The sequence below is a fragment of the Weizmannia sp. FSL W8-0401 genome (assembly GCF_038009125.1).
Taxonomy (GTDB): Bacteria; Bacillota; Bacilli; order Bacillales; family Bacillaceae_C; genus Weizmannia; species Weizmannia coagulans.
The window spans coordinates 1,098,398-1,124,072 of sequence record NZ_JBBPAG010000001.1 but is presented as its reverse complement, the minus strand read 5'-3'; the positions used below and the strand labels follow the sequence as shown (position 1 = coordinate 1,124,072).

At 48.6% G+C, this 25,675-nt stretch carries 30 protein-coding genes; 7 read left to right on the top strand and 23 right to left on the bottom strand.

The window, feature by feature from the left end; translation table 11 throughout:
- Positions 1–103: 103 nt before the first annotated feature.
- Positions 104–385 carry a YlaN family protein gene (locus NSU00_RS05250; protein ID WP_013858935.1) on the bottom strand — a complete coding sequence of 94 codons (282 nt, stop codon included), beginning with the start codon at positions 383–385 and terminating at the stop codon, positions 104–106.
- A gap of 645 nt (positions 386–1,030) precedes the next feature.
- Here NSU00_RS05250 and NSU00_RS05245 point away from each other — a divergent pair.
- Positions 1,031–1,522, top strand: a complete 492-nt coding sequence (locus NSU00_RS05245) for a hypothetical protein (RefSeq protein ID WP_029141368.1) — start codon at positions 1,031–1,033, stop codon at positions 1,520–1,522.
- A gap of 63 nt (positions 1,523–1,585) precedes the next feature.
- Here the strand turns inward: NSU00_RS05245 and NSU00_RS05240 are convergent, their stop codons facing one another.
- The 3 genes from NSU00_RS05240 to typA form a co-directional block, all read right to left on the bottom strand.
- The gene (locus tag NSU00_RS05240) at positions 1,586–2,914 is read right to left on the bottom strand and encodes a PhoH family protein (protein WP_017554428.1); all 1,329 of its coding nucleotides are present in this window, start codon (positions 2,912–2,914) and stop codon (positions 1,586–1,588) included.
- 187 nt (positions 2,915–3,101) lie between these two features.
- Positions 3,102–3,434: a YlaH-like family protein gene (locus tag NSU00_RS05235; RefSeq protein ID WP_061566274.1), complete on the bottom strand. Its 333-nt coding sequence runs from the start codon at positions 3,432–3,434 to the stop codon at positions 3,102–3,104.
- Between the two features lie 64 nt (positions 3,435–3,498).
- Positions 3,499–5,343, bottom strand: coding sequence for a translational GTPase TypA (gene typA / locus NSU00_RS05230; RefSeq protein ID WP_340702486.1), 1,845 nt, complete (start codon positions 5,341–5,343; stop codon positions 3,499–3,501).
- A gap of 124 nt (positions 5,344–5,467) precedes the next feature.
- On the opposite strand from typA, the gene NSU00_RS05225 reads away from it, so the two are divergent.
- Complete coding sequence (locus tag NSU00_RS05225; protein WP_013858930.1) at positions 5,468–5,653, top strand: YlaF family protein; 186 nt, start codon at positions 5,468–5,470, stop codon at positions 5,651–5,653.
- Between the two features lie 12 nt (positions 5,654–5,665).
- Here NSU00_RS05225 and NSU00_RS05220 read toward each other — a convergent pair whose 3' ends face one another.
- Together NSU00_RS05220 and NSU00_RS05215 are read right to left on the bottom strand one after the other, a co-directional pair.
- Positions 5,666–6,460 (bottom strand): inositol monophosphatase family protein, encoded by a 795-nt coding sequence (locus NSU00_RS05220; protein ID WP_340702485.1) that lies wholly within the window; start codon positions 6,458–6,460, stop codon positions 5,666–5,668.
- Positions 6,461–6,664: 204 nt separating this feature from the next.
- Complete coding sequence (locus NSU00_RS05215) at positions 6,665–6,859, bottom strand: hypothetical protein (protein ID WP_019721921.1); 195 nt, start codon at positions 6,857–6,859, stop codon at positions 6,665–6,667.
- Positions 6,860–7,058: 199 nt separating this feature from the next.
- Here NSU00_RS05215 and NSU00_RS05210 point away from each other — a divergent pair, with 199 nt between their 5' ends.
- Complete coding sequence (locus NSU00_RS05210; RefSeq protein WP_013858927.1) at positions 7,059–7,679, top strand: DUF1054 domain-containing protein; 621 nt, start codon at positions 7,059–7,061, stop codon at positions 7,677–7,679.
- 121 nt (positions 7,680–7,800) lie between these two features.
- Here NSU00_RS05210 and NSU00_RS05205 read toward each other — a convergent pair whose 3' ends face one another.
- Positions 7,801–8,088: a UPF0223 family protein gene (locus NSU00_RS05205; RefSeq protein WP_013858925.1), complete on the bottom strand. Its 288-nt coding sequence runs from the start codon at positions 8,086–8,088 to the stop codon at positions 7,801–7,803.
- Positions 8,089–8,416: 328 nt separating this feature from the next.
- Here NSU00_RS05205 and NSU00_RS05200 point away from each other — a divergent pair, with 328 nt between their 5' ends.
- A complete protein-coding gene (locus tag NSU00_RS05200) occupies positions 8,417–9,886 on the top strand; it encodes an aminotransferase class I/II-fold pyridoxal phosphate-dependent enzyme (protein WP_340703513.1) in 1,470 nt (489 codons plus the stop codon).
- 127 nt (positions 9,887–10,013) lie between these two features.
- On the opposite strand, the gene NSU00_RS05195 is transcribed toward NSU00_RS05200, so the two are convergent.
- From NSU00_RS05195 to pdhA, 6 genes are all read right to left on the bottom strand, one after another.
- Positions 10,014–10,124, bottom strand: a complete 111-nt coding sequence (locus NSU00_RS05195; RefSeq protein WP_073193828.1) for a GapA-binding peptide SR1P — start codon at positions 10,122–10,124, stop codon at positions 10,014–10,016.
- Between the two features lie 139 nt (positions 10,125–10,263).
- Positions 10,264–10,506, bottom strand: coding sequence for a hypothetical protein (locus tag NSU00_RS05190; protein WP_118498764.1), 243 nt, complete (start codon positions 10,504–10,506; stop codon positions 10,264–10,266).
- Positions 10,507–10,692: 186 nt separating this feature from the next.
- Positions 10,693–12,105 (bottom strand): dihydrolipoyl dehydrogenase, encoded by a 1,413-nt coding sequence (gene lpdA, locus NSU00_RS05185; protein WP_118498766.1) that lies wholly within the window; start codon positions 12,103–12,105, stop codon positions 10,693–10,695.
- A gap of 4 nt (positions 12,106–12,109) precedes the next feature.
- Entirely contained in the window at positions 12,110–13,408 is a 1,299-nt protein-coding gene (locus tag NSU00_RS05180) for a dihydrolipoamide acetyltransferase family protein (RefSeq protein ID WP_118498768.1), read from the bottom strand.
- A gap of 113 nt (positions 13,409–13,521) precedes the next feature.
- Complete coding sequence (locus tag NSU00_RS05175; protein ID WP_013858919.1) at positions 13,522–14,499, bottom strand: alpha-ketoacid dehydrogenase subunit beta; 978 nt, start codon at positions 14,497–14,499, stop codon at positions 13,522–13,524.
- 3 nt (positions 14,500–14,502) lie between these two features.
- Complete coding sequence (pdhA, locus tag NSU00_RS05170) at positions 14,503–15,609, bottom strand: pyruvate dehydrogenase (acetyl-transferring) E1 component subunit alpha (protein WP_340703512.1); 1,107 nt, start codon at positions 15,607–15,609, stop codon at positions 14,503–14,505.
- 749 nt (positions 15,610–16,358) lie between these two features.
- Here pdhA and NSU00_RS05165 point away from each other — a divergent pair.
- The 3 genes from NSU00_RS05165 (at position 16,359) to yhfH (ending at position 18,788) form a co-directional block, all read left to right on the top strand.
- On the top strand, positions 16,359–16,565 hold the full coding sequence (locus tag NSU00_RS05165) for a DNA-dependent RNA polymerase subunit epsilon (RefSeq protein WP_019721914.1): 207 nt from the start codon (positions 16,359–16,361) through the stop codon (positions 16,563–16,565).
- Positions 16,566–16,569: 4 nt separating this feature from the next.
- Positions 16,570–18,237, top strand: a complete 1,668-nt coding sequence (gene rnjA, locus NSU00_RS05160) for a ribonuclease J1 (RefSeq protein ID WP_019721913.1) — start codon at positions 16,570–16,572, stop codon at positions 18,235–18,237.
- A gap of 416 nt (positions 18,238–18,653) precedes the next feature.
- Positions 18,654–18,788 carry a protein YhfH gene (gene yhfH / locus NSU00_RS05155; protein ID WP_013858915.1) on the top strand — a complete coding sequence of 45 codons (135 nt, stop codon included), beginning with the start codon at positions 18,654–18,656 and terminating at the stop codon, positions 18,786–18,788.
- 35 nt (positions 18,789–18,823) lie between these two features.
- Here yhfH and NSU00_RS05150 read toward each other — a convergent pair whose 3' ends face one another.
- The 10 genes from NSU00_RS05150 to NSU00_RS05105 all read right to left on the bottom strand — a co-directional run bounded on the left by NSU00_RS05150 (position 18,824) and on the right by NSU00_RS05105 (position 25,525).
- Positions 18,824–19,942 (bottom strand): amidohydrolase, encoded by a 1,119-nt coding sequence (locus NSU00_RS05150; protein WP_017554361.1) that lies wholly within the window; start codon positions 19,940–19,942, stop codon positions 18,824–18,826.
- A gap of 68 nt (positions 19,943–20,010) precedes the next feature.
- A complete protein-coding gene (gene dapD / locus NSU00_RS05145) occupies positions 20,011–20,721 on the bottom strand; it encodes a 2,3,4,5-tetrahydropyridine-2,6-dicarboxylate N-acetyltransferase (protein WP_013858913.1) in 711 nt (236 codons plus the stop codon).
- A 60-nt stretch (positions 20,722–20,781) separates the two neighbouring features.
- Complete coding sequence (locus tag NSU00_RS05140) at positions 20,782–21,672, bottom strand: LysR family transcriptional regulator (protein WP_081105598.1); 891 nt, start codon at positions 21,670–21,672, stop codon at positions 20,782–20,784.
- A gap of 69 nt (positions 21,673–21,741) precedes the next feature.
- The gene (cbpB, locus tag NSU00_RS05135; protein WP_013858911.1) at positions 21,742–22,188 is read right to left on the bottom strand and encodes a cyclic-di-AMP-binding protein CbpB; all 447 of its coding nucleotides are present in this window, start codon (positions 22,186–22,188) and stop codon (positions 21,742–21,744) included.
- Between the two features lie 166 nt (positions 22,189–22,354).
- Positions 22,355–22,606 (bottom strand): YkuJ family protein, encoded by a 252-nt coding sequence (locus NSU00_RS05130; RefSeq protein ID WP_013858910.1) that lies wholly within the window; start codon positions 22,604–22,606, stop codon positions 22,355–22,357.
- A gap of 332 nt (positions 22,607–22,938) precedes the next feature.
- The gene (locus NSU00_RS05125; protein WP_340703511.1) at positions 22,939–23,847 is read right to left on the bottom strand and encodes an acetamidase/formamidase family protein; all 909 of its coding nucleotides are present in this window, start codon (positions 23,845–23,847) and stop codon (positions 22,939–22,941) included.
- Between the two features lie 22 nt (positions 23,848–23,869).
- Positions 23,870–24,634, bottom strand: a complete 765-nt coding sequence (fadH, locus tag NSU00_RS05120; RefSeq protein WP_340703510.1) for a 2,4-dienoyl-CoA reductase — start codon at positions 24,632–24,634, stop codon at positions 23,870–23,872.
- A gap of 132 nt (positions 24,635–24,766) precedes the next feature.
- Entirely contained in the window at positions 24,767–24,982 is a 216-nt protein-coding gene (locus tag NSU00_RS05115; RefSeq protein ID WP_013858905.1) for a hypothetical protein, read from the bottom strand.
- Positions 24,983–25,158: 176 nt separating this feature from the next.
- Positions 25,159–25,404, bottom strand: coding sequence for an EAL domain-containing protein (locus NSU00_RS05110; protein WP_412734205.1), 246 nt, complete (start codon positions 25,402–25,404; stop codon positions 25,159–25,161).
- Positions 25,382–25,525, bottom strand: coding sequence for a hypothetical protein (locus tag NSU00_RS05105; RefSeq protein ID WP_207368379.1), 144 nt, complete (start codon positions 25,523–25,525; stop codon positions 25,382–25,384). The genes NSU00_RS05110 and NSU00_RS05105 overlap by 23 nt, the downstream gene beginning before the upstream one ends.
- Between the last annotated feature and the right edge of the window lie 150 nt (positions 25,526–25,675).

Here is a 25,675-nt window from a genome sequence, read left to right as displayed (position 1 = left end):
TTATTTTTAAATTATAACATCTTTTTCGCCGGCCGCCATTGCCTGGCCCTTTTTCAAAAAATAAAAAACTCAAACAACCGGAACATCGTTTGAGTTTTCAACATCATTTTTTTATATATGCATCATGCAAAAGGGACAGTTCCTGTTCAAGCGAATCAAGAAGCCGCTTTCCGTCACCGGCATCCACTAAGCCGAGCCGGACCGCAAAATCTATTTCACGGGATAAACCAAACATTTGTGTATCCAACACTTCCTCATATAAAGGGCATTGGGGCATCGTTAAGTTATCCATTTGAACCTGAATTAATTTTAATATCTTTTCTGCGTCCGCCTTGAGCAGGCTGTATGCTTTTTCCCGGTGGTTCACCTTTGTTTCAGACGCCAAATTGATCCCCCCGTTCATATATCAATCTAATTAAAAATTGTACCTTTAAAACCGTGATTTTGCAAGTTATACGAAATGCGGAGGGCGCTTGCCCGTCGGCGTATGAATTTCATAGTCCCCGAACTGAGATAAAGGAAGCACGGTGAGCCGCAGGCGAACCGATGCTGACTTATCGTAGGGGAGGGGACTGGAAATTCATTAGCCGACAGCGCCCGCAGCTGGACAAAGAAATGCGGAGGGCGCTTGCCCGTCGGCGTATGAATTTCATAGTCCCCGAACTGAGATTGAGTGAAACTGCAATCATCAAGGCCAAGGCCTTGATGATTGCAAGTTGAACCAATCGGACATTTACGGGCAGTTGACCCCAGCTTAGCCAATTGTGCCATATTTTCATTATACTTGTGGCGGGGGGCTTACTGCCCGTTAATGTGGGATAAAGGAAGCACGGTGAGCCGCAGGCGAACCGATGCTGACTTATCGTAGGGGAAGGGACTGGAAATTCATTAGCCGACAGCGCCCGCAGCTGGACAAAGAAATGCGGAGGGCGCTTGTTCGTCGGCCGGGCTGTTTTTATACGCTTTCAAGTGACACGGGCAGCCGTAAAAGGTATAATGCTGTATAGACGGACAGAAAGGGGCTACAATGATGATTATGCAAATAAAGGGAAAAGTGAAGTTTCCGATTACACTTGATGTCGGCACTTGGATATTTGATGACCGGAAAATCGATCTTGATACATATTTCGACGAAGAAAAGCAGGAAACCAGCCAGGAAGAAGCCTACTTAAAGAAAACCGGCAAATATTTTGATAAAGCCATGGCAGAAGGGGCTGATCCGCAGGCTGCTGTAAGGACAAAGCCAAAGTTTAAACGGCACCATCTAAAAACCGGGACATTTGGCATTCCGGTCGGCCTGTTCATCCAAAATGCGGAGCCGCTGGAAGATGCGGAAAAAATCGTGTTTGAAACAAAGAACGGGCCTGTCGCTTATCCGCTTGAAATGGCCGGCCATTTAATTGCTGCCTTTTCTTTTAAAGGAGAAGCGCTGAAAGAAGACGGCCCGCTTCACATTTTATTGGATGACGGTTCAAACCGGGAAAACCCGGTCAAATATGTAACCGGTATCCGCATTGAATAATCCCGGATGCCGGGGGCAGCGCTAAAACATCCTGAGGCGTCTGCTCCCGGTTTTTTCATGCCCTTACAACAGGTCTGCCGCGATTTGCGCGAGTTTTGAGCGCTCGCCCTTTAGCAGCTTCACATGTCCGGCAAGCGGCACATCTTTAAACTTCTCAACGACGTACGTCAGCCCGTTATTGTAAGCATCCAAATACGGATGGTCAATTTGTTCCGGATCCCCCATTAACACGATTTTACTCTGCTCCCCTACCCTTGTTAAAATCGTCTTTACTTCATGCTTGGATAAATTTTGCGCCTCATCAATAATGATATATTGCCCCGGGATGCTGCGCCCGCGGATATAAGTTAGCGCCTCTACCTCAATCGAACTCATGCCGGAGAGAATCCCGTCAATTTCCCCTGCTTTCTTCGTATTAAACAAAAACTCAAGATTATCGTAGATGGGCTGCATCCACGGCCGCAGCTTTTCCTGCTTTTCTCCCGGCAAATAGCCGATATCTTTGCCAAACGGGACAATCGGCCGCGCGACCAAAAGCTTTTTATAATCATGCAAATCTTCCGTCTGCATCAGGCCTGCAGCAAGGGCAAGCAATGTTTTGCCCGTTCCCGCTTTCCCGGTCAGGGTGACAAGCGGAATATCAGGGCGCAGCAAAAGTTCCATCGCCATCCACTGCTGGGCGTTTCTCGGCTTGATTCCCCAGACAGCATCCTGCACGTTAAAAAGTTTCCTCACCGTCTTCCCGGCTTGGTCCACAATGCCGATGGCGGAAGCCGAGCTGCCGAGCGCATCTTTCAAAATCAAAAATTGGTTCGAATAGAACGGATGATTGGCAATTTCACTCAGTGCCAGTTCCTGCTTTTCATAAAACCGTTTCAATAAATCGGGGCTGATATACATTTCCATTTGCCCGGTATAAAGATGGTCGAGGCTTACGACACGGTCGTTTAAAAAATCCTCCGCCAACAGGCCGAGCGCGTCCGCCTTCACCCGGACGAGTGCATCTTTGCTGACAAGAATTACCGGGCGGCCATTTTCTTTTCTCTCTTCTTCCAGCGATAAATTTTTCGCAACCGCGAGGATCCGGTTGTCATTTGTTTTTTCCACGAAAATATCCTGCAGCTGGTGAAATGAGCGGTGATTCAGCTCAATTCTGAGCACGCCGCCGTTTTCAAGCGGGATTTTTTCATGTAATTTTCCGGCTTGCCGGAAACCGTCCATTAATTTGGATACCTGGCGCGCATTTCTGCCGATTTCGTCCATATTTCTTTTTTTGGAATCCACTTCTTCCAGTACAACAGCCGGTATGACAATTTCATTATCTTCAAAAGAAAAGATGGCATATGGATCCTGGAGCAATACATTGGTATCCAAGACGTATATTTTCTTCAAATCGATGCCCCCTGCTTCACTTGGATTATGTTAGTTTATGTGAGCGCGGTGTGACCTGTTCATCGCTGGGATTGGACAAAGGACCAGGCACTGCTAAAGTATATGTACGGGCAAGTCCGGTTAGAATCATTGCACGCGTCCGGGGCTTTTTGCGGCGCAAAAAAAAGCTTCCGGGGCCGGAAGCGTGCTACATTGGAAAACGTTCCTTTTTTTCAGTTTTTTTATGCTGGTACAGGCGGATTTTGTAAACGCCAAGCACAACAGCCGCTAAACAGAGTGATTCCCCTACAGGCAAAAAGATTGCAAAAAACGTGAGCAGCGTGCATCCCATAAGGAGCAGCACATAAATGACAGCAGATTTCAGAACCGGCAATTTTCTCGCAAATCCGAGCCGGTAGACAATGACCGAGAGAACGACGATGGTGAGATACAAGAGCCACATCCCCGGTTCCGGGTTTTCATCCACTTTGTACAATGCCGCAAAAAATGACAATTGGTGGTGAACCGCCTCGCTTGTCATCCTATCTCCCCTTTTCCCCTTTGAATAGATGAAAGAACAGGGTCATGCCGGCCCTATTCTTTGTTTATGCATTTTCTGCTGCTTTTGCCCGTTTCTGCGCTTTTTCGCGCTCGCTCTTATTCAGGATTTTTTTGCGCAGCCGGATCGATTCCGGCGTCACTTCGCAATATTCGTCATCGTTCAGGTATTCGAGCGCCTGTTCCAGCGACATAATGCGCGGCTTTTTGATGACCGCCGTCTGGTCTTTTGTTGCTGAACGGACGTTTGTCGCGTGTTTTGCTTTCGTAATATTGACGGCAATATCATTTTCACGGGAGTTTTCCCCGACGATCATGCCTTCATAAATGTCCGTGCCTGGCTCAACAAACAGCGTGCCGCGGTCTTCCACCTGCATCATGCCGTATGTCGTGGCTTTGCCCGTTTCCATGGAGACGAGAACGCCGTTTCTGCGGCCGCCGACACGTCCTGGCTGCATCGGCTGGTAGGAATCAAACGTATGGTTTAAAATGCCGTAGCCTCTTGTGAGCGTCATAAATTCGGTCGTATAGCCGATCAATCCGCGGGCCGGGACATTGAAAATCAGGCGGACTTGTCCATTGCCGTTATTGATCATATCGAGCATTTCGCCTTTCCGGGAACCGAGCGACTCAATAATCGAACCGGTATATTCTTCCGGCGTATCGATTTGGACGCGTTCCACCGGTTCGCATTTGACGCCGTCGATTTCTTTAATGATCACTTTCGGCTTTGAAACCTGCAGTTCAAACCCTTCGCGGCGCATATTTTCAATTAAAATGGATAAATGCAGTTCCCCCCGCCCGGACACAACCCATGCATCCGGAGAGTCGGTGTTTTCAACGCGCAAGCTGACATCCGTCTGCAGCTGCGAACGGAGCCGTTCTTCAATTTTCCGCGCCGTCACAAATTTTCCTTCACGGCCGGCAAACGGGCTGTTATTGACGAGGAAAGTCATTTGCAAAGTCGGCTCATCAATGCGGAGCGGCGTCAGCGCTTCCTGGTGTTCAACCGGGCAGACCGTTTCCCCGACATTGATGTCTTCCATTCCGGACACCGCAATCAAATCCCCGGCATATGCTTCCTCGATTTCTTCCCGTTTCAGCCCGAAGAAACCGAACATTTTGGTGACACGGAACTGCTTGACGCTGCCGTCCAGCTTCATCAATGCCACCTGCTGGCCGACATGCATTTTCCCGCGGAAAACGCGGCCGATGCCGATCCGCCCGACATAATCGTTGTAATCAAGCAGCGCAACCTGGAACTGGAGCGGTTCTTCGCGGTTGTCGACAGGCGCCGGAATATGTTCGATAATCGTATCAAACAGCACCTTCATATTTCCTTCCTGTTTGGCCGGATCCGGATCGAGGCTTGCCGTACCGTTGATGGCGGAAGCATACACAACTGGAAACTCCAGCTGTTCATCATTGGCATCCAGTTCAATAAATAATTCAAGCACTTCATCGACCACTTCTTCAGGGCGTGCAAAATCGCGGTCAATTTTGTTTACGACCACAATCGGCGTCAGGTTTTGTTCCAGCGCTTTTTTCAGCACGAAACGCGTCTGCGGCATGCAGCCTTCATAGGCATCCACCACAAGCAAGACCCCGTCCACCATTTTCATAATCCGTTCGACTTCGCCGCCAAAGTCGGCATGTCCCGGAGTATCCAAAATATTGATTTTCTTATCTTTATAATGAACTGCCGTGTTTTTGGCAAGAATCGTAATGCCTCTTTCCCGTTCCAGATCATTGGAGTCCATTGCACGTTCTTCAACATGCTCATTGGCACGGAAAGCACCGGACTGCTTCAGCAGCTGGTCCACAAGCGTCGTCTTCCCATGGTCTACGTGCGCGATAATGGCAATGTTGCGTAAATCTTCTCTTCTTTTCAAAAACATTTCCTCCTGCCTAAACGCAAATCTATGTTAGTCTATACCTTTAACTAAAATATTATAACACAATGCTGGCTTTATTAAAACATTTTCGGTAAAATAAGGGGAAAGGGAGGTTCACCGTATGCGGGAAATCAAATGGGTATTTGTGTTCTTTTCACTGGCCGCATTCCTTTCGATGTGCGGCATCGGCGTTGCGATCGGCGCCCAAAGCGTTGCCGGGATTCTCGGCTGCACCGCGCTTCTCATTGCCATTATGGGGTTCGGCTTTAAAACAAAGAAAAAAATGCGTGAAGAGGGGAAACTGTGAGCCCCTCTTTTCTTATTCCCGCCCTTTTAAATACCGCTTCAAAATTTCCTCATGCAGCCCGGGCCTGCCGGCAAACACGGAACTGTTTCCGAGCATATCGAGCGGGCGCCCGTAAACGTCCGTCACAACGCCGCCCACTTCTTCCACGATCACTTTCCCGGCGGCAAAATCCCAAGGTGACAAGCGCATCGTAATATAAGCATCAAGCCTTCCCATTGCTACATAAGCAAGCTCAAGCGCTGCCGACCCGTAACTCCTTGTGCCGCGCACATCCCTGACCAGCGCCGCCAGACGGGCCGGGTCGATACCCCTGTTTTCCACCATACAATACGGGTTCAGTGCAAGGATCGTATCCTCGAGCCTGTTTTGCGCAAGCAGCGGAATCCGTTCCCCGTTGAAATAAGCCCCCTTGCCCTTTTCTGCAAAATACATTTCTTTCCGGACGACATCATAAATATAGCCTAGTTTGCCTTCTCCGTTCTCGTAGACCCCAATTGAAATCATGAAATTGACTTTTTGGTGGACAAAATTGACCGTCCCGTCAATCGGATCCACAATCCAGACGATGCCTTCCATATTCCGGATGTCTTCGCCGAAGCCTTCTTCACCCAAAATGTGGTGATCCGGGAAGGTTGTCCGGATTTTGCCGATTAAAAATTGTTCTGTTTCCTTATCAATATTGGTCACCAGATCATTGCGGTCCGATTTTGTTTCAATTTGAAGCGGTTTTTGCGAAGCAAGAATCCGCTCGCCCGCTTCCCTGATCCACCGGACGGCATATGTATTGATTTCTTCCCATCTGTCCATAGCCGGACCCTCCATCTTTCCAAATCATTTCCCTTAAGCGTAAAGGAAATGAAGATAATTATCAAGTTTTGGGAACGCATTCGGCATCGTTTTCCGGCAGCGGGTTTTGCCTGCAAACATGGACCTCTGCTGCACAAAAACGAACCCCCATCTGTCCGATACAGGGAGTCCGCTTTTTACGACATCCTGCCTTTTTGTTTTCCATTACATGGCTTTCATTTTCAGCAGTTCTTCACGGATTTTTTCCAGACGCTTAATCGACTGTCCTTTTTGCTCTTCATCTTTCATTTCCATCGCTTCATACAACGTAGCCAGTTCGTAATCCAGTTCCATGCGCAAGACTGCAATCCGTTTTCTTTCATAAGGTTTTCTTTTCACCGAAGGGATTACTTGTTTCATTTTTCTTCACATCCTCCTGGGGTAATGATATGAATTTTCTGATATTATCTTTATATATATTATGTTCAATCATCACTGATGTAACAAAATTGTGTGTATACCTATTTTTACCCTCCGGCTTTTATTTGTTAAACCTCCCTTATGGATGATAAAATATGAATATCCATCCCCATGGTTCATACAGAACGGAGGTGAACAAATGGGCATCACCGCTTTTACCGGACAGGATTTTGACGTTTTCCGGATTGAGGGCCTCGATCAGCGGATGGAACAGCTGAAATCAACCGTCCGCCCGAAACTTGAAACATTGGGGGAATACTTTTCGCCGGTTTTGTCAGTTTTGACCGGTGAAGAAATATTTTATCATGTTGCCAAACACGCCCGCCGTACCGTCAATCCGCCGAAAGATACGTGGGTGGCTTTTTCCCCCGGCAAGCGCGGCTACAAAATGCTTCCCCATTTTCAAATTGGGCTGTGGGAAGACCGGCTCTTCATCGTCACGGCCATCATGAATGAGTGCCCGCAAAAAGCGTCCATCGGAAAAAAACTCGAAAAGAAAATTGATCCGATTTTAGAAAATATGCCTGGCCATTACATTTGGTCGGATGATCATACAAAACCGGGCGGCATCCGCACTGACCGTATGAATCACCATACGCTAAAGGAGTTTTTCAGACGGATGCAGGTTGTAAAAAAAGCCGAATTGCTTTGCGGGCTGGATATCCCGCGGGAAGAAGCAGCCGGCATGTCCCCGGATGAACTGGCCAAAACGATCGAGGACGTCTTTGTACATGTATTACCCATCTACAAAATGGCCTAAACAGAACGCGGAAAGGGAAAAGCGCGCCGGAACACGGCGCGCTTTTTCTCCTGTGCCAAGTCGTATTTGCAGGCAACTTAAAAGCAGCATCAGCAGGTGATGCTGCTATCTTTCCGTCCCGCTAACCGCGCGATCCGGTTTCATGCATTTTAATGACCGGGCCCTGTTCTTCCTTCATTTTCTTGACGGCCCGGTACGGGGAGTAGCCGCTCGCTTCTTCAAATTCATTGCATATATTCCGCTCATCGGCTTTCCCGGGGACGATTTCTTTAAAACGGCGGTACCTGGCAAGCAGCACGTCCCGGTTGACCCCTTTTTCATATGCTTCTTCCACCGCTTCGAAAAATTGGACGGCATCGATGACTTCCTGTGTCGACCAGTCAGCTGAAATCGGATATGGATATTCCATCCAAACCACCTCGCTTTTCTTCAGTATACCCGTTCTATTTTACCTGAATCGCTTCCGCCCGGGCAATCATGCCGCAATCCGCCGGAATACAAGGGGGCTGCTATCCGTTTTAAAGAACGGTTTGCCCACGGCTTTCTTCCGCCTGTACACTCACCGTCTAGCTTCCCCTCATTTCTCCATGCTTTATGCGCTTTATCTTTTTCCATCGCCCGCTTCCGGCTTGTTTTTTCCCTGTGCAAAGAAAAACTATTTAAAAACCGCGGCTGGAATGCTATAATCCATCTTGTTTTTCTTCAAAAGCCAGTAATGAGATAAAGAGGTGGAATGATTGTCACAGTATCACACGCCGTTATACACCGGGCTACTCCGGCATATTGAACGAAATCCCGTCCAATTCCATATTCCCGGCCATAAAACCGGGCGCGGGATGGATCCTGATTTTCGCAAATTCATCGGCGACAATGTATTAAAACTGGATTTAATTAATATCGAGCCGCTCGATGATCTTCACCAGCCCCACGGCATGATCGAGGAGGCGCAGAAGCTTGCCGCGGAAGCATTCGGGGCGGATGCTACGTTTTTTTCCGTACAAGGGACGAGCGGCGCAATTATGGCCATGGTGATGAGCGTCTGCGGGCCGGGCGATAAAATCATCGTGCCGCGCAATGTCCATAAATCGGTGATGTCTGCGATTGTGTTTTCCGGCGCCGTGCCCGTTTTTATCCACCCGGAAGTGGATCAGGTGCTTGGCATTTCACACGGCATTACACCGGCATCCGTTTCCAAAGCGCTCAAGCAACATCCCGATGCAAAAGCCGTCCTGGTCATTAATCCGACCTATTACGGCATTTCCGCTGATTTGAAAAGTATTGTGGATATATCCCATGCCTATCATGTCCCGGTGCTGGTGGACGAGGCACACGGCGTCCATATTCATTTTGACGATGAACTGCCGGTTTCCGCCATGCAGGCCGGCGCGGATATGGCCGCAACGAGCGTCCACAAGCTTGGCGGATCGCTGACACAAAGTTCGATCTTGAATCTGAAAGAAGAGCTTGTATCGAAGAAACGTGTTCAAAGCATTTTCAGCATGCTGACGACCACGTCCACTTCCTACATTTTACTGGCTTCGCTCGATGTCGCCCGAAAAAGGATTGCAACAGAGGGAAGCACGATCATCAAGGAAACAACCCGCCTTGCGCAAAAAACACGGGAGCGTATAAACGAAATCGATCATTTGTATTGCGCCGGAAGCGAGATTCTCCAAACGAAAGCGACTTATGATTACGATCCGGCGAAGCTGATCATCTCTGTAAAAGATTTGGGGATCACCGGCCACGATGCGGAAAAATGGCTGCGTGAAACCTACCATATAGAAGTGGAACTCTCTGATTTGTATAATATTCTTTGCATTGTGACGCCCGGGGATACAGAAACGGAACTGGATTTGCTCGTTGAGGCTTTACACAGCTTGTCCGAAACCTTCTCGCATTTGTCCGGCAAAGTGGGGGTGAAAGTGATGCTTCCCGAAATCCCATCGCTTGCCCTCTCGCCGCGTGATGCCTTTTATGCCGAGACGGAATCCGTTCCGCTTTCCAGTTCTGCCGGCAGGATTATTGCCGAGTTTGTCATGGTCTATCCGCCGGGCATTCCGATTTTTATCCCAGGGGAAATCATTACGGAAGAAAACATTGCCTATATCCGGAAAAACATCGAAGCCGGCCTTCCCGTACAGGGGCCTGAAGACGAAACATTGCAAACGATCCGCGTCATTAAAGAACATCATGCCATTCAATAAGTTTGAAAAAGCAGGCGGGGCCTCCCCGCCTGCTTTTTTATCCCATAACGCAAAAAAAAGCCGGGCAACAAGCCGGCTGAGAGAAAATGGACGCATGCATTGAAAAATCAAGTGCTACACTTCAGGACTATTCTTCTTCGTGTTTACATTGGTCACACGTTGAGTAAAGCACGGATACTTTTTCTTCCTCAACGTGGTCAATCATGGCATCGCATGATTGGCAAACAATGATTCCCATCCGATTTTCCTCCCCTTTGCGAGTTTTGTAACCGCTTGTAACATTATAATATGTCATACTGGAGAAAAAATCAAGGATTTTGTATAACATAATTTAAATTGTGTTATACAATTGAAAGTGGGATCATTTTGTGGTTGTTTTAGAAAATCAGTTTTGAAAAAGATATTTCCGCAAGCCCGTATGCAGCGAGACTCAACGCCGTTACCCCAGATGCAGCCCGGAGCGAATGCACAATTGATTTTGCCAAGGCAAAGGCAATGAATAAAAAGATAATGAACAGGGCGGCGGTAAAAATAGCCGGATCGTGTCCGGACAGCCACGCTGCCAGTTTAAAACCGCTCCATATCATGATCTGGAATAAAAATGCCACCGTACATTTCATTGTCCCACCTGCACCTTTCATTATAATTCAAAATATGCACGCGGTTTCGCCGTTATAACCTTGTCTTTCAAAGCGGAAAACTGTCCGCATATGCAGCTGTTACTGTTATAGCCTTAAAGCGGCGCTTTCAAACGGAAAAAGGCTTCACGCCGGGGCAGCCTTCCCGGTGTGAAGCCTTTAAAATCATTATTTTAAAATATGGATCGGGGTGCCGAGTGCCGCTTCGGCCGCTTCCATCGTAATTTCCCCTAATGTCGGGTGGGCATGGATCGTCAGCGCGATATCTTCCGCTGTCATGCCCGCTTCGATTGCAAGGCCGATTTCCGAAATAATATCAGAAGCGCTGATCCCGACGATTTGGCCACCGATCAACAGCCCGTCTTCTTTGCGTGTAATCAGTTTGACGAAACCTTCGCCGGCTTCAAGGGCAAGTGCCCGCCCGTTCGCGCCGTACGGGAATTTGCCGACTGCATAATCAATGCCTTCTTCTTTTGCCTGCTGTTCTGTATAGCCGACCGTTGCCAGTTCCGGATCAGAAAAGACAATGACCGGAATGCCGAGGTAATCCACTTCGGCCGGCTGCCCGGAAATGGCTTCGGCCGCAATCTTCCCTTCATAGGAGGCTTTGTGGGCAAGCTGCGGGCCCGGGACAATATCACCGATGGCATAAATATTCGGCACGCTTGTCCGGCACTGTTTATCCACTTCGATAATGCCTCTGTCTGTCATCTTTAAATTCAACTGTTCAAGGCCGAGTTCATCTGTGTTTGGACGGCGCCCGACCGTAACCAGCACATAATCGCCTTCCACTTTTTGTTCCTGGCCTTTTGCTTCATACGTGACAACTACGCCGTTTTCCTTCTCTTCCACGCCTTTTGCCATCGCTTCCGTGATAATTTCGACACCCCGTTTTTTCAGCTTGCGGACAACGAGGGAAGTCATTTGTTTTTCAAACGCGCCGCCGATAATGTCTTTTGCCCCTTCCAAAATCGTTACTTTCGTCCCGAATTTTGCATAGGTTGTCCCGAGTTCCATTCCGATGACGCCGCCGCCGATAATGACGAGTTTTTCCGGAATTTCCTTCAAACTCAGCGCGCCAGTTGAATCAATGACGCGTTCTGAAAATTTGAAAGAAGGGATTTCAATCGGTCGCGAACCGGTTGCGAGAATCGCATTTTTAAACGTATAGGTTTGCGCTGATTTCTCGTCCATTACACGAAGCGTATGGTCATCGACAAAATAGGCTTCCCCGCGGACGATGTCAATTTTGTTGCCTTTTAACAGGCTTTCTACGCCTCCGGTCAGTTTTTTCACGACGCCGGATTTCCATTCCTGCATTTTCCCAAAATCAATTTTTGCATTTTCAACGGCAATGCCGAGCGCCTCGGATTCCGTTGCGTATTCATAGCGGTGCGCCGCCGAAATGAGCGCTTTTGAAGGAATGCATCCTACATTTAAGCAAACCCCGCCGATAAACTGCTTTTCAACGATCGTCACTTTTTGGCCGAGCTGGGCTGCCCGGATGGCCGCGACATATCCACCAGGCCCTGCGCCGATTACAATTGTGTCGGTTTCAATTGGAAAATCTCCTACAACCATCAGATTACGCCTCCATTAATAAAAGTTCTGGATCATGCAACAAACGTTTGATATGATTTAACGCATTTTGTGCGGTGGCACCATCGATGATACGGTGGTCAAAACTGAGCGACAACGCCAGTACAGGCGCTGCAACAATTTCACCGTTTTTAACGACCGGCTTTTCTGCAATCCGGCCGATTCCTAAAATAGCCACTTCCGGACGGTTGATAACCGGTGTAAACCATTGCCCGCCGGCGGAACCGATATTGGAAATCGTAATGGAAGCGCCTTTCATTTCGTTCGGGGCAAGCTTTCCATCTCTTGCTTTTTCAGCCAGTTCATTAATTTCTTTGGAAACCGCAAATACCGGTTTGCGGTCGGCGTGTTTGACGACCGGCACAAGCAAGCCGCGCTCCGTATCAGCGGCAATCCCGATATTGTAATAATGCTTATGGATGATTTCATTCGTTTCATCATCAATCGAACTATTTAAAACCGGGTATTCCCGCAGCGTGCTGACGAGCGCTTTTACGACATATGGCAGGAAAGTCAGTTTGATGCCTTTTTCTGCCGCGATCTCTTTGAATTTTTTCCGGTGCGCGACCAGTGCCGTCACATCGACATCATCCATCAGCGTAACATGCGGCGCGGTTTGTTTCGAGTTGACCATCGCTTTTGCAATCGCTTTGCGGATGCCGCTCATCGGTTCGCGTGTTTCAGGGAATTCCCCTTCAGGCACAGCATCTTGGGAATCAGGCGCCTGTGCTTCGGTTTTGCCGGCTTCCGTTTCCGTCTGCTGCGGCCCGTTCACATACGCATCGATATCTTCGCGGAGCACGCGGCCGTTTTTTCCGGTTCCGGACACAAGCCGGATATCGACGCCTTTTTCACGGGCATATTTCCGCACGGATGGCATCGCGATCACGCGGCGATCCGCGGATTCGGATCCGTGTTCTGCTTCTTTTTCAGCAGGCTTGGCAGTTTCAGCTGTTTCCTGTTTTGCCGGTTCCGATTTTGCACTTTCTGCTGCTTCTTCTTTCTGATCGTGCCCATGGTCCCCTTTAAATTGAAGATTTTCATATCCGGGCGCATCGAATTTTACAAGGACATCACCGACAACTGCGACGCTTCCTTCGTCAATAAGAATTTCTTCAACGGTCCCTTCCACAGGGGACGGAATTTCGACAACCGATTTGTCATTTTGCACTTCACAGAGCACGTCGTCTTCCGAAACTTTATCGCCCGGTTTAATAAACCATTTTACAATTTCGCCTTCATGGATCCCTTCGCCGATATCCGGCAGCCTGAATTCAAATGACAAGGTGTTCACGCTCCTTTTTTCAAAATGCGCCCCATTCAAGGTGCAGCAAAAACTCGATTGGAATGTATCCCGGTTCAGCGCGCCGCCATAACCCTCTTACGGCAAAAACCGGTTTAGAATGTCAATGCCTCTTTTGCTTTTTCCAAAATATCTTTATAGGTCGGAATCCAAACGCCTTCCGCCTGCGAGAACGGATAAACGGTATCCGGGGCCGTTACACGCAATACCGGCGCTTCCAGGCTCAAAATCGCGCGTTCGTTGATTTCCGCAACGACGTTTGCCGCAACGCCGGCCTGGCGCTGTGCTTCCTGGACGACAATGGCGCGGTTTGTTTTTTCCACAGACGCCACAATCGTTTCCACATCAAGCGGGCTGACTGTGCGGAGATCAACCACTTCTGCGGAGTATCCTTCTTTTCCAAGTTCATCCGCTGCTTTCAATGATTCATGGACCATTGCGCCGTAAGCGATAATCGAAATATCTTTTCCTTCCCGTTTTACATCTGCTTTTCCGAGCGGAATCGTATATTCTTCTTCCGGCACTTCTTCCCGGAAAGAACGGTACAGTTTCATATGTTCGAGGAAAACGACCGGGTCATTGTCCCGGATCGCGGAGATCAGCAGCCCTTTCGCATCATAAGGCGTGGACGGAATCACAACTTTGATGCCCGGTGTTTGCGCCATGAGTCCTTCGAGGCTGTCCGCATGCATTTCCGGCGTATGCACGCCCCCGCCGAAAGGAGCGCGTATTGTAATCGGCATTTTCAAATCCCCGCCGGTGCGGAACCGGTATCTCGCCATCTGGCCGTGGATTGAATCCATGGTTTCAAAAACAAAACCGAAAAACTGGATTTCAGGAACCGGCCGGAAACCCTGGAGCGCAAGCCCGATGGCAAGCCCGTTGATGCCGGATTCGGCGAGCGGCGTATCAAAGACGCGGTCTTTGCCGAACTCTTTTTGCAGCCCTTCCGTTGCCCGGAAGACGCCGCCGTTTACGCCGACATCTTCACCGAATACCAAAACATTTTCATCATTTTTTAACTCGGTCCTGAGCGCATCCGTAATTGCCTGTATCATCGTTAATTGGGCCATGGCTTATTTCGACTCCTTTACTTGGTAAAATTCGTATTGTTCCTTTAAGGTTTGCGGAAGTTCTTCGTACATCACGGAGATCAGATCCGTCACTTTCTGTTTCGGCGCGCTATCCGCTTTCTTAATGGCAGCTTTAATATCTTCTTTCGCCTGTTCGATTGTTCCATTTTCCTGCTCTTCGCTCCACAGGTTTTTCTGTTCCAGAAACTTGCGGAAACGGACAAGTGGATCTTTTCTCGCCCATTCATTGTCAAGGTCTTCCGTACGGTAACGTGTCGGGTCGTCCCCGCTCATTGTATGCGGGCCGAAACGGTAGCAGATCGTTTCAATCAGGGAAGGCCCTTCGCCAGCGAGAGCGCGTTCGCGTGCGCGTTTTACCGCCGCATATACACTAAGCGGGTCCATACCGTCCACCACAATTCCCGGGATGCCTGCAGCCACCGCTTTTTGCGCCAGTGTTTTGGCCGCGGTTTGCACGGAGCGCGGCGTTGAAATCGCGAACTGGTTGTTTTGGACAATAAAAACAGCCGGGGCTTTAAAGGCGCCCGCAAAGTTGATGCCTTCGTAAAAGTCCCCTTGTGAACTGCCGCCGTCCCCTGTATACGTCACTGCAACGGCCTTTTTGCCGCGTTTTTTAATGCCGAGCGCAACGCCGGCAGTCTGCACATACTGGGCGCCGATAATGATTTGCGGCGGGAGGATGTTCAATTTTTCAATGCCTTTCATCCCGTCCACATGCCCGCGCGACCATAAAAATGCCTGTTCAAGCGGAAGGCCATGCCAAATCAGCTGCGGCACATCGCGGTATCCCGGGAGAATGAAGTCCTCTTTTTCAAGTGCAAAATGGGAAGCAATCTGGGAAGCTTCCTGGCCGGCAGTCGGTGCGTAAAACCCGAGGCGGCCCTGGCGGTTCAGGGAGATGGACCGCTGATCAAGAATGCGGGTATATACCATTCTCCGCATCATTTCCTGAAGCTGTTCATCCGTTAAATCAGGCATGAGGGAATCGTTTACAATTTTCCCTTCTTCATTTAAAATTTGGACTGTTTCAAATCTTTCTTCAATGTCATGAAGCGTCTTTACTTCATCAAACTTTGTGCGTGAAGCCATCCCGTTCACCAATCCTTTCTTTATCCGCATATATGAAGATACAATTTCGCCGATTTTAAAAAATGTGTGTTTACAGCAGAAACCGACAATTCCTTCAAGTAACCGCAATCATTTTTGACCTGCCAAAAATGCGCTGTATCAATGAAAAAGCGGAAGTGACTAATACAACACTATATTCAACATATATAGAGTACATGAAAAATAAAAAAGCGTCAATTATAAACGCTTTTTCTATCCAATATTTTTCTAATATACCGAATCATTCTGTTTGGAAAAACTGTATCAATGTGTATTTAAATCTGTACTATAAAAGCGGAAACGTTGCTGGAGAAGGTTTTCAGGAAAACCGGTTCCGCCGGGCCCGGGCGTTGTTGCAAACGCTACCATTTTTTGCGCAATTTTTCCCGGCCTGCCGGAAATTGTCATATTTTGGCGTGACGCTTCCGCCTTTTCCCTACATATAATAAAGGACAAGAATGAGCCGCACGCCTTTACAATATCCAAATTAATATTACAATAGAAGTAGGGAGTTGATCCACAATGTTAAAAAAGCTGAGGAAGAAGCTTTTAAAACAGTGGAAAGATATGCTGCGCAAAAAGTTAATCGCCTGAACTTTTGAATCCCTCTTTTCCAGGAGGGATTATTCTTTTCTTTATGAAAAAAGGCCATGAAAAAGTTGTGATATGCGCCATGATTTATATATAATAGAAAAAGTTACAATTGAAAACGGAGCAAGGAGAGATTAATCATGATTTACAAAGTGTATTACCAGGAAAATCCTGAAGAAATTCCTGTCCGGGAAAACACGAAGACGTTCTATATTGAAGCCGGATCGGAAAGGGAAGTACGCCAAAAGTTGAAAGACCGCCGAATCAACATTGAATACATCCAGCTGCTTGAGGGAAAATATCTTGAATACGAAAAGCAGCAGGATAATTTTAAATTAACGGAGTAACTGTATGAAATTTGTTAAAAATGATCAGACAGCGGTTTTCGCCCTCGGCGGATTGGGCGAAATCGGAAAAAACACTTATGGCGTACAATTTCAAGATGAAATGATTTTAATTGATGCAGGCATCAAATTTCCCGAAGATGAACTGCTCGGAATCGACTATGTCATCCCGGATTACACCTACCTCGTGAAAAACGCGGACAAAATCAAGGGCCTGTTTATCACGCACGGGCATGAAGACCATATCGGCGGCATTCCGTATTTGCTGCGCCAGATCAATGTCCCGATTTACGGCGGGAAGCTTGCACTCGGCCTTATTCGGAACAAGCTGGAAGAGCACGGCCTTCTCCGGCAGACAAAGCTGATTGAAATCAAAGAAGACGATGTGATTAAATTCCGGAAAACATCTGTCGCATTTTTCCGGACGACACACAGCATCCCGGATTCTTACGGCATTGTCGTCAAAACGCCGCCGGGTAATATCGTGCACACTGGCGACTTCAAGTTTGACTTTACACCGGTGGGCGAGCCGGCTAACTTAACGAAAATGGCCGAAATCGGAAAAGAAGGCGTGCTTTGCCTTTTGTCCGACAGCACGAACAGCGAAGTGCCGCATTTTACGATGTCAGAACGGCGTGTTGGGGAAAGCATCCAGGATATTTTCCGGAAAGTGGACGGGCGGATTATTTTTGCCACGTTTGCCTCCAATATTCACCGCCTTCAGCAGGTGACGGAAGCGGCTGTTCTGGCAGGGCGGAAAATTGCCGTGTTCGGGCGCAGCATGGAAGCGGCGATTGAAATTGGCCATGATCTGGGCTATATTCGCGCCCCGAAAGATACGTTTATTGACACACAGCAATTGAACCGCCTGCCGGCCAACCGGGTGACCATTCTTTGCACCGGCACCCAGGGCGAACCGATGGCGGCGCTGTCCAGAATTGCAAACGGCACGCACCGGCAGATCCAGATCCAGCCCGGCGATACCGTCGTCTTTTCTTCCTCCCCGATTCCGGGCAATACGACGAGCATTAACCGGACGATTAATTTGCTGTACCGCGCCGGCGCCGACGTTATCAGCGGCTCGCTGAACAATGTGCACACATCAGGCCATGGCGGGCAGGAAGAACAGAAGCTGATGCTGCGGCTGATCAAACCGAAGTATTTTATGCCGATCCACGGGGAATACCGGATGCTCAGGACGCATGCCAAGCTTGCCATTGACTGCGACGTCCCGGAAGAAAACTGCTTTATCATGGATAATGGCGAAGTGCTGGCGCTCGGCCATGACACCGCAGAAATTGCCGGCAAAATCCCGTCCGGCTCTGTCTATATCGATGGGAGCGGCATCGGCGATATCGGCAATATCGTTTTGCGCGACCGCCGCATCCTCTCTGAAGAAGGGCTCGTCATTGTCGTTGTGGCCATCAATATGAACGAGTTTAAAATTGCATCCGGCCCTGATATTATTTCAAGGGGCTTTGTGTACATGCGTGAATCCGGCGATTTGATCAACGAAGCGCAAACAATCATCACAAAGCACTTGAATAAAGTAATGGAACGAAAAACGACGCAATGGGCAGAAATCAAAAACGAAATAACAGATACGCTGGCGCCGTTTTTATACGAAAAAACGAAACGCCGGCCGATGATTATGCCGATTATTATGGAAGTTTAAAAAAGGGGCATTCTGCTAGGAAGCCGCCAGAAAGTCCAAACGAAAACAAAAAACGGCGGGGCACCACCATTCAGCGTGTCCCGCTGTTTTTTTGCATCTTTAAAACACACTTTTTCAGCGCCTCCGTTATCGAGGTGCTTTTTTGTATGCCTGTTTGAAAGGCCCGGCATTTTGCAGGGGAAAATGCTTCCCGAATTTTTTCCTCCCGCCTGAAAAGAATTTTTTATTTTTTTGCAAAAAGGACTGTACAAAACAAATTTCAGGGTATATACTGTATTATAACAGAAAGATAAATGTTTTGTTGTTATAAAACATACTTTTTTTGCCGCGACAGCCCGGGCCCGACATTGCGGCATCATCGATGGTTTTATAACAGCCGATATGATTCCAAACACGAAAAAGGAGATGGATGAAAAATGATGATGAGCCCAGTTGAATTTTTCAAAACATTGCCTGCGAAACAATGCCCTGAATGCGGCCAGCCGATTGAAGAACAAGCAGAATCGTACATGCTGGAATGCGACCATTGCCTTTCCAAAAAAGAGGAATAGCGCCGCAAAAAAAGAAGGGGTGCCCCCCTTCTTTTTTACTGCAACGATAAAATATAGGATACCATCAAATCGGCAGCGGTCCTGAGCGCACGTTCATCCGGCGCAAATTTGGCATGATGCAGCCCGTATGGCGACCCGACCCCGAGCCAGAACATAAAGCCGGGGATTTCTTTCAGCATATAGCCGAAATCCTCCCCTGTCAAAGCTTCCTTGCATTCATGCAGGTGCGCTCCGCCGTAGCTTCGGACAAAATCCATAAAGCGGGCGGTCTCTTCCGGATGATTGAACACCTGGTAATAATTGCAGCCGTAATCAATTTCCGCCCGGCACTCAAAACCAGCCGAAAGCCCGCTTGTGATTGCTTCAATCCTGTGCTTCACTTTTTCCATGGCTTCGCTTGATAACGTGCGGATCGTCCCTTCAAGGCGCGCATGTTCCGCGATTGCATTTTGAACCGTGCCGCCAGTGATTTTCCCGATGGTCACCACTGCGCTGTCGAGCGGGTCGATATTGCGTGAGATAATGGACTGGAGCTGGGTCACCAGATGGGCCGCCGCCACCACCATATCCTTTGTATGCTGCGGATAGGCCGCATGCCCGCCCTTTCCTTCCAGGTCAATATACAGTTCGGATGTATTGGCAAACAGCAGCCCCTTTTTTACCGCTACCGTGCCGGCCGGGTATTCCGGCGCAACATGAAGCGCCATCACAAGGTCCGGCCGCCATTCATTGCGCAGCACTTCTTCTAGCATCGCTTCCGCCCCTCCAGGCCCTTCCTCTGCCGGCTGAAAAATAAAGATCAGATCATCCTTAACGGGCCGGCTTGCAAAATGCGATAAAATCCCGAGTGCGATCGCCATATGAAAATCGTGGCCACACGCATGCATGTTTCCTTCGTGTTCCGATTGAAACGGGAAGCCTGTCTCTTCTTTGATCGGCAGGCCGTCTATATCCGTCCGGTAACCGATCTTTTTTTTGGGGCGGGTCCCCTTTACTTTTACAAGCACCCCGGTTTTCCATGTTTTCACTTCAAGATGGCCTTTCGGCAAACGCGAAATAAAATCAAGGATGTACCGCTGTGTTTTATGCTCCTGATATCCGAGCTCGGGAATCCGATGCAGATCCCGCCTGATGGCAATCAAATTCGTTTCCATATCCAGCCCTTCCTTTCCGGTATGGCAAAAAAGGCCGGGCACCGTTTTTTGGCACCCGTCCTTCCGGCTTACAAATTTCTAAGATCTTTCATGATTTCGGTTTTGGATTTTGTTTTTTCGTCAATTTCTTTGATCACTTTTGCCGGAATGCCTGCAACAACGGTATGCGGTGGCACATCTTGCGTGACGACCGCACCGGCTGCCACAACCGCCCCTTTTCCGACGCGTACGCCTTCCAGGATCACAGCATTCGCTCCGATTAATACATCATCCTCAATGACAACCGGATTTGCAGAAGGCGGTTCAATGACCCCGGCAAGCACGGCGCCGGCTCCGATATGGCAGTTCTTCCCGACTGTTGCCCGGCCGCCTAAAACGGCGTTCATGTCGATCATCGTGCCTTCTCCAATAACGGCACCAATATTGATCACGGCCCCCATCATAATGACGGCATTATTGCCGATTTCAACACGGTCACGGATCGTGACGCCAGGTTCAATACGGGCGTTGATTCCTTTTAAATCGAGAAGCGGAATGGCCGAGTTGCGGCGGTCATTTTCCACGACATAATCCGCGATTTTGCCACGGTTTGCTTCCAGCACGGCCGAAATCTCTTCCCATTCGCCAAAGATGACAGCCATGCCGCCGCCTGCGAAAACGCGGGCTGACTCACCGAAATCAAGACCATCGACATTTCCCTTCACATATACTTTTACAGGTGTTGATTTTTTGCTGTTTGCTATGAATGAAATGATCTCATTTGCATCCATCATGTCCATATGTATGCCTCCTGACAGCTGATTCGCCGATAAATGTGATAGTTTGCGCATATGTTCATTTTAAAGGATATGGGGCTGTGCCGCAATAAATTCACGCACCACTTTTACAAAAGCGCGGACCTGCTTCAATTGAAACGCGGCGTCATAACCGAGGAGCCATGTGTCGCGTTTCAGCGGCTCCCCGCCTTCCCCTTTGAGCGGAATTTTGTGCAGATGGCGGATTTCCGCCCCGTCCAGCGTGATCGCAGGCAAAATCGCATAACCGATGCCGTTAAAAACCATTTGCTTGCACGTTTCGATCTGGTCCACTACGATTGTTTGTTTCGGGGAAGTTTGAAACTCGCGGTGCCACCAGTCCATCATTTCCTGATAATAATTTGAATCGCTTTTAAACTGGATAAACGGCCGGTCGGCAGCCGGCAGCTTTTCAAGGGTGTCAATTTCCTGGTCCACGAGAAAGAGCGGGTCTTCAAACAAATGGATTTTCGTGCTTTTCCATTCATTCAAACCGCGGACAATGCCGATATGGACTTCATCTTCGTAAATGGACCGCAAAATTTCACTGCTCCAGCCCGTGACAAGCGAGATTTTTGCATCCGGATATTTTTCAACGAATGTTTTCAGCACTTTCGGCAGCCAGTTTTGGCCGACGATCGTGGCGCAGGCGATTTTTAATGTCCCGTGCACTTTTGAGTCGAGCGTGCGGATGGCTTCCCGCACATTTTCTTCCTTTTCGAGCATTTCATTGGCGAGCTGGATGACCAGTTCCCCCTCAGGCGTTATGATCAACCCTTTTTGCGTGCGGAGAAACAATTGCGCCCCCCACTGCCTTTCAACCGACTGCAGCCTTTGCGACAAGGCCGGCTGCGATACAAACAGGCGTTCAGCTGCCTTCCGCATATTTAACTCCTGTGCTAAAACAGACAGTAACTGGCACTCCGAAAAATTCATGTTAACCCCAATCCGTTTTCTTTGGTTTATGGAAAAACGGACCGCGCAGCCATTTGCGCGGTGCCGCCGCTAAAAATGATTCAATTTATGAATATGATGGTTCAATTCTTTCAGAAGCGAGCGCCTTGTAAAAATGCCAGCAAAAAATCCTTCATCGTCTTCGACACATAAAAAATTGTGGTCAACAAGCCAACGCAACGCTTTTTCAAAATTGTCATGCACATTTAGCCGCGGAATGTCCGCCTTCATGACCTGTTCCACCTTAATCTCGCCCAGTTTTTCAAATTCAATCCGTTCCAGCCCCAAAATGGAATCGGTGATCATCGCGGAACTGATCAGGCCGTGCAGCCGGTAGCTGGCGTCCAAAACCGGAACAGCGGCATACCCGCTTTTCGTCAGCACGAGCAAAGCATGTTCCAGGCTGTTTCCAACCTGCACATGGGCCACTTTTTCAGACGGGATCATAAAATCCATGATTTTCGGTTCAAGAAATTCCTGGCTCTGCAATGAAATCATCTTGCAAAAATCTCCTTTTCTTCCGTATTTTCAGGTACAAAACCTTCAAGAGGAGATGCTTATTTCGTTTGCCGTTGATGCATGATGAATCACTACTATTTTATCATAAACAGGGCTTGATTGACGAAAGAAAAACGCCCGGCTTTATGCCGAGCGAAAAAATTTTTTAACTATCAGAGCCTTCCTGGACGATATCAAAAATTTCGATGGCGGCAATATCCAGGTCGTCAAACTGGTACTTGCTGGCGTGTTTCTGCCCGTCGAATACTTCCAGTTCAAACGTTCCGGTTTGTGGAAAAAATTTCACCTGGCAGAGCGCCTTGCCGTTCACTTCAAAACGCCGTTGCTGGACTTCCCCTGTATCTTTTGCTTCCTGCATCGCCTGCAGCCTTTGGATAATACCTAATAATTGAGACATAATGGACTCCTTTCGACGAACGTGAGTGCCGGTTTTGAATGACGGCATTCACCCTTTTATTCACACAAATGATAACCTGTCCCATTCGAATTTTACAGTAAAACCTTCGCTTAGAAAAGGGAGCGGCGGCAAATTTTTTCATTTTGTGCCGTTTCTGTCCTTATTTTATCCGAAATCGGGGAAGACCTTGTACCATTTTTTCGATTTGTCCCGCAGAAAAACCCCCTGCTTTAAAAGAAGCCGCTGAAAAGGCCAAAAGAAAACATAAAAACGGCGAGACACCGCCATTTAGTGCCTTACCGTTTCTTGAATACTTTTCCAGTGCCCTGCATTTAAAGCAGCGGGCCCGGCGCGAACAAATCGGGCAAAACAGCTTTCGGCACGGCTATTCTGACCGTCACAAGCGGATTTACAATCTGGCTGATTTCAAGGGAGCATGTGGCGCTCAAAAGCCTGTAGGCATCATTAAACCCGAGCCCGAATGCAGCCCGGAACCTGTTTGCAGCCGCTCGCATCCCTTTTTTCGCCGCCGCTTCCACGGTTTCTGCCGATGAAATCAAAAACCATGCGCGGTCGGTTTCAACGACCGGCATGCCGATGGCGGGAGCGCCGGCCAGTTTCGTGCATTGCAGGGTGACTTTACCGCCAATTTCCACGCCTGAACCATCCAGTTCCCCGTCCCCCATTGCGGCGTGAAGATCGCCGAGCGCAAGCAGGGCGCCGTCATGGAAAACGGGGAGGTACAATTTCGACCCCGCCGTGATCCATCTCGTATCCATATTGCCGCCATGGTCTCCGGGTATTTCACAAAGCACTGCGCCTTTTTCCGGGGCAACGCCGATGACGCCGATCATCGGGGCAGCCGGAAAGTGAAGGCGGCTGTTAAACTGGATGTTACCGTCCTTTACGCGGATGATGCGCGTATCGGTTTCTTTTACCTCTTCGCCGAGTGCCCCCATCCCGGGGTAAAGCACCATGACACCGGCTTCATCCAGCTCAATATTTTGAATGCCGACACAAAGGATGTCGCCTTTTTTCACGCCTTCGATCTCAATCGGGCCGGTCGCCGGGTTTATAAATGGAATGTCCACTTCCGTCCTGAGCTGGCTTTCCGAGGTGATTTTTCCGCCGTAGCAATCAAACGTCTCCACGGCAAACGTTTCGTCCAGCCGGACTTTGTAAGCCGGCTTGTTTTCCGCTGAAAAATGGGTAATAAAATGTTCTTTTTTTAGTTGCTGCATAATCCGCTCCTTTCGCGGCCGTTTAAAAAGGATGCTGATTCAGCCACTGGCCGCCGTCCATTGTAACCACTTCTCCATTGATATATGCGGCATGGGGCGAAAACAGGAAAAAAGCAAGTTCGGCAATTTCTTCCGGCGTTCCGAGCCGCCCGAGCGGGACACTGTTTAATGTCCTTTGGGCCGCTTCTTCCGATTCCCACAGCTTGCCCGCCCCGCCTGTTCTTTCAATCGGGCCGGGCGCGATCGCATTCACGCGGATGCCGTATTTTTTTCCCCATTCCACCGCAAGCGTACGTGTTAAGGATAACACACCCGCTTTTGCCGCTGCTGAATGGGCAACGCCAGCTCCTGCCCCCCAGGCATAAGTCGCGACCATATTGAGGATGCTCCCTTTGATCTTTTTTTCTATCCAGTAGTTTCCAACTGCCCGGGAACAATAGAATGTCCCGTTTAAAACAATATTGATGACCGCATGCCAGCCGTTTACCGATAATTTTTCCGCCGGACAGATAAAGTTTCCGGCGGCATTGTTGACAAGAAAATCAATGTGCCCGAATTTTTTGTCTGTCTCTTCCACCATTCTCTCTACATCTTCCGGCTTTCGGACGTCCATTTGCACCGTGAAGATATCGGAATGGTAACGGAGCAATTCCGCTTTTGTAGCCCTTAATTTTTCTTCATCTCTTCCTGTAATGACAACTTTTGCTTCCGACTGCGCAAATTTAACCGCCATTGCCTTCCCCATTCCGCTTGAACCGCCTGTTACGATGACAACTTTTTCTTTCATTAACCTTCTCCCCTTCCATGAATGAGCAGCCATTCATTTTATATAAAAAAATTCAACGGCTTCGGCAAACTTCCGGATACCGTCGCAAACTATCCCGGCGCCCCGGCCAAGGTGCTTCCATGGCGTATGAACCTAAGAATCTTTTTTTAATTTTAATAAGGACTCATGCAGCTTCGTTAATGCCCGGATGATCGTTTTCTTGCGGTTATAGCCTTTTACCACAACCGTCAGGCCGTTATATTCCGCAAACGCCTGCCCCCAGGCACTGTCACGCAAAAATCCGAAAACGTAAATTTTAATATATCCAGCCTCAGCCGGGATAAAAATCATGTCCATTCTTTCGCTCATTTTGAACGCTCCTTCCGTGTCCAAAAATGCGGCCCGGATTCCGGCTGGCACCGAAAACGATAGAAAGAGCCGTCTTGGTGAAGTACTTTTTTCTATACTATACCATACCATACCATACAATGTACCATTAGTCAGGGGAAAAGAAAATACGTTTTGACAATTTAACCGGACGGATTTTACACAAACAGCTGCTTTTCCACTTCTTCGGCGGGGACAGGCCGGCTGAAGAAATATCCTTGCGCTTTCTGGCAGCGGGCCGATTGCAAAAACTTCACCTGCCCTTGTTCCTCCACCCCTTCCGCGACGACTTCAAGCCCGAGCTGGTGGGCGAGATGGATGATCGTTCTTGTAATGGCCGCGTCTTTTTGGCTGTTTTCCAGTTCCCGGACAAAAGACTGGTCAATTTTTAAACGTCGGCCCATTTTCCACTTTCAAAACACTGACCGTCTCGGAAAGCTTGGAAAGAAAATCCCGGCTGAAAAAAATATCAATTGGCAGTTCCTGGAGTTTCTTTGTTTGTCCTTCAGCTTTCGAATTGTCCATAATATCATCCTTTTTCTCATCAAGAAAATGCTTGCTGATGCTGAAAATTCAGGTAAAAAGTATATTTCTATTTTACAGGGAAATGTACGAAAAGCATAGTTGAAATACAAAAAAACGGGGCGGAAAGTGCGGGCGGGAAATCCGGGCCCG

Coding starts and splice junctions, on each gene's coding strand:
- NSU00_RS05245 (WP_029141368.1), top strand. CDS start 1,031: ATGATTATGCAAATAAAGGGAAAAGTGAAGTTTCCGATTACACTTGAT.
- NSU00_RS05235 (WP_061566274.1), bottom strand. CDS start 3,434: ATGACAAGCGAGGCGGTTCACCACCAATTGTCATTTTTTGCGGCATTG.
- NSU00_RS05225 (WP_013858930.1), top strand. CDS start 5,468: ATGCGGGAAATCAAATGGGTATTTGTGTTCTTTTCACTGGCCGCATTC.
- NSU00_RS05220 (WP_340702485.1), bottom strand. CDS start 6,460: ATGGACAGATGGGAAGAAATCAATACATATGCCGTCCGGTGGATCAGG.
- NSU00_RS05215 (WP_019721921.1), bottom strand. CDS start 6,859: ATGAAACAAGTAATCCCTTCGGTGAAAAGAAAACCTTATGAAAGAAAA.
- NSU00_RS05210 (WP_013858927.1), top strand. CDS start 7,059: ATGGGCATCACCGCTTTTACCGGACAGGATTTTGACGTTTTCCGGATT.
- NSU00_RS05205 (WP_013858925.1), bottom strand. CDS start 8,088: ATGGAATATCCATATCCGATTTCAGCTGACTGGTCGACACAGGAAGTC.
- NSU00_RS05195 (WP_073193828.1), bottom strand. CDS start 10,124: ATGGGAATCATTGTTTGCCAATCATGCGATGCCATGATTGACCACGTT.
- NSU00_RS05190 (WP_118498764.1), bottom strand. CDS start 10,506: ATGAAATGTACGGTGGCATTTTTATTCCAGATCATGATATGGAGCGGT.
- lpdA (WP_118498766.1), bottom strand. CDS start 12,105: ATGGTTGTAGGAGATTTTCCAATTGAAACCGACACAATTGTAATCGGC.
- NSU00_RS05175 (WP_013858919.1), bottom strand. CDS start 14,499: ATGGCCCAATTAACGATGATACAGGCAATTACGGATGCGCTCAGGACC.
- pdhA (WP_340703512.1), bottom strand. CDS start 15,609: ATGGCTTCACGCACAAAGTTTGATGAAGTAAAGACGCTTCATGACATT.
- NSU00_RS05165 (WP_019721914.1), top strand. CDS start 16,359: ATGATTTACAAAGTGTATTACCAGGAAAATCCTGAAGAAATTCCTGTC.
- rnjA (WP_019721913.1), top strand. CDS start 16,570: ATGAAATTTGTTAAAAATGATCAGACAGCGGTTTTCGCCCTCGGCGGA.
- yhfH (WP_013858915.1), top strand. CDS start 18,654: ATGATGATGAGCCCAGTTGAATTTTTCAAAACATTGCCTGCGAAACAA.
- NSU00_RS05150 (WP_017554361.1), bottom strand. CDS start 19,942: ATGGAAACGAATTTGATTGCCATCAGGCGGGATCTGCATCGGATTCCC.
- dapD (WP_013858913.1), bottom strand. CDS start 20,721: ATGGACATGATGGATGCAAATGAGATCATTTCATTCATAGCAAACAGC.
- NSU00_RS05140 (WP_081105598.1), bottom strand. CDS start 21,672: ATGAATTTTTCGGAGTGCCAGTTACTGTCTGTTTTAGCACAGGAGTTA.
- cbpB (WP_013858911.1), bottom strand. CDS start 22,188: ATGATTTCATTGCAGAGCCAGGAATTTCTTGAACCGAAAATCATGGAT.
- NSU00_RS05130 (WP_013858910.1), bottom strand. CDS start 22,606: ATGTCTCAATTATTAGGTATTATCCAAAGGCTGCAGGCGATGCAGGAA.
- NSU00_RS05125 (WP_340703511.1), bottom strand. CDS start 23,847: ATGCAGCAACTAAAAAAAGAACATTTTATTACCCATTTTTCAGCGGAA.
- fadH (WP_340703510.1), bottom strand. CDS start 24,634: ATGAAAGAAAAAGTTGTCATCGTAACAGGCGGTTCAAGCGGAATGGGG.
- NSU00_RS05115 (WP_013858905.1), bottom strand. CDS start 24,982: ATGAGCGAAAGAATGGACATGATTTTTATCCCGGCTGAGGCTGGATAT.
- NSU00_RS05110 (WP_412734205.1), bottom strand. CDS start 25,404: ATGGGCCGACGTTTAAAAATTGACCAGTCTTTTGTCCGGGAACTGGAA.
- NSU00_RS05105 (WP_207368379.1), bottom strand. CDS start 25,525: ATGGACAATTCGAAAGCTGAAGGACAAACAAAGAAACTCCAGGAACTG.